Below are 5,202 nucleotides of genomic sequence, written 5' to 3'. Positions count from 1 at the left end.
GCGGGAGGCGGACGCGGGCGCGCGCCCCGGCGGTGACGGTCATGCGTCGGACTCCTGTAGGGGCGGGTCGATCCACACGTAGGCGATGTCGACGAGCACGGTGACGGTGAGATAGACGGCGGCGCTGAGCAGCGCGACCCCAAGCACCACGGGGACGTCGGAGTAGGAGACGGCCTGCACGGTGGCCCGGCCGATCCCGGCCCGGCCGAAGACCTCCTCGATCACCACGGTGCCGGTGAGCAGCCCGCTGACCGCCCACCCGGCCAGGGTCGCGGCCGGGATGAGCGAATGCCGCAGACCGTGGCGCACCCGCAGCCGGATGGCGCCGATGCCGCGGGCGCGGGCGGTCAGGGCGAACGGCTCGGTGAGCGCGCGCTCGATGCCCTCCCGCATCACCTGGGCGAGCACCGCCGCGATGGGCAGGGCCAGGGTGACCGAGGGCAGGATCAAGCGCTGGAACTCGTTGCCCGCGGTCACCGGGAGCACCTTCAGGGTGAAGGCGAAGGTCCAGATCAGCAGCAGGCCGGTCCAGAACGGCGGCGCCGAGGCCACCACGATCTCGGCGGTGGTGACCGTCCGGCTCAGCGGGTCGCGGCGGCCCGCGGTGAGCACCGCGAGCAGCGGCGCGAGCAGCAGTGCGATGAGCAACGCGAAACCGGCCAGCTGCGCACTGGTGCGCAACTGCTCGCCGAACAGGATGTCGGCCACCGGCTCGCCGCGCACGTAGGAGTAGCCGAGGTCGCCGTGCAGCAGTCTGCCCAGGTGGCGGGTGTACTGCACCCACAACGGCCGGTCGAGGCCCCAGTCCTGTTCGACGCGCGCCCGCAGGCTCGGATCGGTGGATTCGCCCATGATGGCGGTGACCGGATCACCGGGCGCGAGGTGCACCGCGAGGAAGGCCAGGGTGACCGCGGCCCACATCATGGCCGCCGCCGAGACGAGCAGGCCCGCCACGCGGCGCGGCCCGGTGCCCCGGAAATCGTTTCTGCCGCAGGCTCGCATCGCGGCTCAGCTCTCGACGGGCGCGCCGACGAGGCTGCCCCACTCGGTCCACGAGCCGTCGTACACCCGCACCCGGTGGTCGCCGAGGAGTTCGGTGAACACCAGCCAGCCCAGCGCCGCCCGATGCGACAGCCTGCAGTAGGCGATGATCTCCGCTGCCCCGTCGATGCCGAGCTCGGCGGTCCGCGCGCGGATCTCGGCAACCGGGCGCAGCAGGCCGCGTTCGTCGAGCAGGTCGAGCACCGGCAGGCTGAGCGCGCCGGGGATGTGCCCGGCGCGCTCGGCGCCGTGGTCGACGGGTTCGGTGTCCGGCGAGACGCGCAGGCCCGAATACTCCTCGGGGGAGCGCAGATCCAGCAGCACGGTGGCGGTGCCGATCGCCGCGCGGACCTCGTCGCGGCCGGCGACCAGGCCGGTGCGCGGCGCGCCCTGCGGGAGCAGGTCCTCGCCAGGAGACGGCGATGCCACGGCGCGGGCTCGCGGACCGGGCGCCGGAGCTCGATCGGCCTCGGCCCAGGCGGGCAGGCCGCCGTCCAGGTAACGCAGGTCCCCGCCGAGCCCGACCGCCTCGGCGACCCAGAGGGCGTAGGCGGCGAACTGCGGTGGGTCGCCGGCGAAGACGACCGTCGAGGACGAACGGGCCCCGAGCGCGTGCAGGCGCTCGGCGAGCTCTCGCGCCGAGGGGAATTCGCGGCGGGACCGATGCCAGAGCAGGTCCTTCCAGTGCGCCCGCCGCGCGCCGGGGACGACTTCGGGCCGCGCCGCGGGCGATTCCGCCTCGCCCGCCGGCGTGTGGGCCAGCTCGACCACGACGACGTCCGGGTCGGCGAGGTGTGTCCGCAGCCATTCGGCGTCGACGATGCGCGTCGTGGCGGTGCTCGCGTCTGCCACAGCAGGCCTCCCACTGGTTCGGGCCGGGATCGGGCGATCCAGGTAGGGGAAACATATGAGCGCCGAAACATGGCTGTGAACACAAAAAGTCACCGAGACTCGAATTATGTTTTCACCTCTGGTGAAAACATATCCTCGGCCGACGCGCACATCCGACCACCGCCCAAGGGGGACCCATGTCCGGCGCCCGTGCCGCCCATCTGTTGTCCGCAGCCAGGCTGCTCGACGACCCGCCGGACCGGCTGGTCCTGCTCGACATCCGCTCCGGCGCGGACCGGACGGCCTACCTGCGCGGACACCTGCCCGGCGCGCGCCTGGCCGACCTGGACGCCGATCTCGCCGCACCCCCGGGCCCGCACACCGGCGACCGCCCGCTGCCCGAACCGGGGGCGCTGACCGCCGCGCTGCGCCGCTGGGGCATCCACCCCGACAGCACCGTCGTGGTCTACGACGACGCGCGCACCGTGCCCGCCGCCCGCGCCTGGTGGGTGCTGCGCTGGGCGGGGCTGACGGACGTCCGCGTGCTCGACGGCGGCCTGTCCGCCTGGCGCGCGGTGGGCGGGGAACTCGTGACCGGCCCCGAGCACGCCGAGCCCGGCACCGCCGTGGCCCGGCCGGGCGCACTCCCCGTCGTCGACACGACCGCCGTGGCCGCCCTGCCCGCCCGCGGCATCCTGCTGGACGCCCGCCCGCGCGACCACTTCCGCGGACACGGCGAGTTTCCCGGCCACATCCCGGAGGCGGTCAGCGCCCCGGTGTTCGACGACCTCGACCAACACGGACTGCTGCGCGACGAACACACCCTGCGAGCCCGCTACGGCGCACTCGGGCTGATCCCCGCGGCCGCGAAGCCGCCCACCGCACCGCCTGGCACACCCGCGGCCGCCGAGCACGGCACCGCCCGGCCCCCGTCCGCCAGCTACTGCGGCAGCGGCATGGCCGCCGCGTTGCAGGTGTTCGTGCTGGCCACCCTCGGTGTCGAGGCCGCCCTGTATCCCGGCTCGCTGTCGCAGTGGACCGCCGACCCGGACCGTCCGCTGGTGCGCGAGACGTCCGTCCCTTCCGTCTGAATCCAGGAGTTCCCATGGCCGACAAGCCACGTCGTCTCATCCTCAACGCCAATCTCATTCCCGGCGGCACCATCGGCAGTCCCTGGCGGCGCGCGCCGGAGCCCGCGGCCCACTTCGTGAGCATCGAGCACTATCTCGAGGTGGCGCGGGGCGCCGTGCGCGGCAAACTCGACGCGGGCATCCTCGCCGACTCCCCCGACGTCCAGCCCAAGGACTGGAACGCGCCGAGCAGGCTGCTCGACCCGTTCGTCGCCCAGTCGGTGATCGCCGCGCACACCAGCCGGATCGGCCTGATCGTCACCGCGACCACCTCCTACAACGACCCCTACAACCTGGCGCGCGCGTTCGCCTCGCTGGCCTCGGTCTCCGACGGCAGGGCGGGCTGGAACTACGTGGTCACCGGCGGCGACGCCGCGGCGCGCAACTACTCGCTCGACCAGGCGCCGCCGAAGTCCGAGCGCTACGCCAGGGCCGCGGAATTCATCGACGTGGTGACCGCGCTGTGGGATTCGGTCCCCGCCGACGGCCTGACCGGCGACAAGACGACCGGCCGCTATCTCGACCCGGCGCGGGTGCGCCCGATCGAGCACCACGGCAAATTCTTCCGCGTGGCGGGCCCGCTCAAGTCACCGCCGCTGGCGCACGGCAGGCCGGTGCTCATCCAGGCGGGCGCCTCCACGCACGGGGTGGAACTGGGCGGCCGCACCGCCGACGCGGTCTACTCCGCGCACGTCGACCCGGAATCCGCCGCCGCCCGCCGCGCCGAACTGCGCCGCCACGCCGCCGCGGCCGGACGCGACCCCGGCAGCGTGAAGCTGCTGCCCGGCCTGATCATCGTGCTCGCCGACTCCGAGGCCGCGGCGAAACGGCGCGAACGCGAACTCATCGACCTCATCCCCGACGAGGTGCAGTTGGTGAATCTGGCCGCGCGGCTCGGCATCGACCCGAACGGGCTCGATCTGGACGCGCCCTTCCCGTGGGAGCGAGTGCCCGACGAGAACTCCGATCGAGGCTCCCGCGGCCAGCGCGCCGTGCTGCTCGAATACATCCGCACCAGCGGCGCCGACACCCGGGGCGCGGCCAGGCTGCTCGCCTCGGGCAGCGTGCACGCCAAGGTGGTGGGCGGACCGGAGCAGGTGGCCGATTTCATCACCTCCTGGTTCGACTCGGGCGCCTGCGACGGCTTCAACCTGATGATCGACGAACTGCCCTCCGGCCTGGCCGATTTCGTCGACCACGTGCTGCCGCTGCTGCGCCGACGCGGGCTGTTCCGCACCGAGTACGAGACCGCGACGCTGAGAGGGCATTACGGCCTGTGACCGCCCCGTCGTTGTTCGTGCAGTTGCGCAGCGGCCCACCCGCCGCGCAGGTCTACCGGCGCACCGTGGAGATCGCGGCACACGCCGAACGGCTCGGCTTCCGAACGATCTGGTTCGCCACCCGCCACTTCGGGGCCCACCACGCGGCGCTGCCCTCGGTCTTCCCCTTCGTCGCCGCGGCCGCCCAGCACACCACCACGATCCGCCTCGGCACCGGTGTGGTGGCCCTGCCGTTCGAGCACCCGGTGCGCCTCGCCGAGGACGCGGTGGTCACCGACGCGCTCAGCGACGGACGGCTGGAACTCGGTGTCGGCAAAGGGCTCGGGTTCGGGCACTCCGCCGCCAGCCACGCCGTCTTCGGCGTGCCCGACGGCGAGCGCGAACGGCTCTACGCCGAGCGGGTGCGCGAGCTGCACCGGATCCTGGCCGACGGGTGGGTGTCGGCAGGCGAACCCGGCGCACCGGACGGCGAGTCCGCCGAGGCGGGCCCCACCGGGATCGCCCTGTATCCGCCGCCGGGCACGCTGCGGGCGCGGGTCTGGCAGTCCACCGGCAACAGCGCGACCGCGCGGCGGGCGGGCGCGGCGGGCGACGGTCTGCTGCCGCACGGCAATTCGCAGGCCAGGGCGGGTGGCGGGGTGGGCGAGCTGATCGAGGCCTACCGGGATTGCTGCCGTGGCGCGCCGCGCATCGGCACGAGCGTGTCGGTCCTGCCCGGCGCGAGCGAACGCGACGCGCTCGACCTGCTGGACAGCGACGCCGAGGCCAGTCCCTCGTTCTATCCCCAGCTGTCCCCGGGGGCCGGGGAGCGCGGGCGCTTCCTGACCGACAACCGCGTGCACTTCGGCGCCACCGACCGGATCGTGGAGGCGCTGCTGCCCGATCCCGGCCTGGCCGCCGCCACCGAGGCGCTCTTCCAC

Annotated in this window: 5 protein-coding genes; 3 read left to right on the top strand and 2 right to left on the bottom strand. The window is 73.7% G+C overall.

Features of this window, described 5'->3' with window-relative positions:
- Nucleotides 1-39: 39 nt before the first annotated feature.
- Together QH283_RS07205 and QH283_RS07200 are read right to left on the bottom strand one after the other, a co-directional pair.
- Nucleotides 40-954, bottom strand: a complete 915-nt coding sequence (locus QH283_RS07205) for an ABC transporter permease (protein WP_280502236.1) — start codon at nt 952-954, stop codon at nt 40-42.
- Nucleotides 955-1,008: 54 nt separating this feature from the next.
- A complete protein-coding gene (locus tag QH283_RS07200) occupies nt 1,009-1,893 on the bottom strand; it encodes a sulfurtransferase (protein WP_280502235.1) in 885 nt (294 codons plus the stop codon).
- Between the two features lie 176 nt (nt 1,894-2,069).
- Between QH283_RS07200 and QH283_RS07195 the strand changes: the two genes are divergently transcribed.
- From QH283_RS07195 to QH283_RS07185, 3 genes are all read left to right on the top strand, one after another.
- Nucleotides 2,070-2,963: a sulfurtransferase gene (locus QH283_RS07195; RefSeq protein WP_280502234.1), complete on the top strand. Its 894-nt coding sequence runs from the start codon at nt 2,070-2,072 to the stop codon at nt 2,961-2,963.
- A 14-nt stretch (nt 2,964-2,977) separates the two neighbouring features.
- The gene (locus tag QH283_RS07190) at nt 2,978-4,282 is read left to right on the top strand and encodes an NtaA/DmoA family FMN-dependent monooxygenase (RefSeq protein WP_280502233.1); all 1,305 of its coding nucleotides are present in this window, start codon (nt 2,978-2,980) and stop codon (nt 4,280-4,282) included.
- Nucleotides 4,279-5,202: LLM class flavin-dependent oxidoreductase (locus QH283_RS07185; protein ID WP_280502232.1), on the top strand; the 924-nt coding region annotated here is incomplete at its 3' end. The genes QH283_RS07190 and QH283_RS07185, both read left to right, overlap by 4 nt.

Source organism: Nocardia farcinica (assembly GCF_029867845.1).
Taxonomy (GTDB): Bacteria; Actinomycetota; Actinomycetes; order Mycobacteriales; family Mycobacteriaceae; genus Nocardia; species Nocardia farcinica_A.
The sequence above is the reverse complement of the archived record's forward strand: the minus strand, read 5'-3'. Positions and strand labels throughout refer to the sequence as shown.

Coding starts and splice junctions, on each gene's coding strand:
- QH283_RS07195 (WP_280502234.1), top strand. CDS start 2,070: ATGTCCGGCGCCCGTGCCGCCCATCTGTTGTCCGCAGCCAGGCTGCTC.
- QH283_RS07190 (WP_280502233.1), top strand. CDS start 2,978: ATGGCCGACAAGCCACGTCGTCTCATCCTCAACGCCAATCTCATTCCC.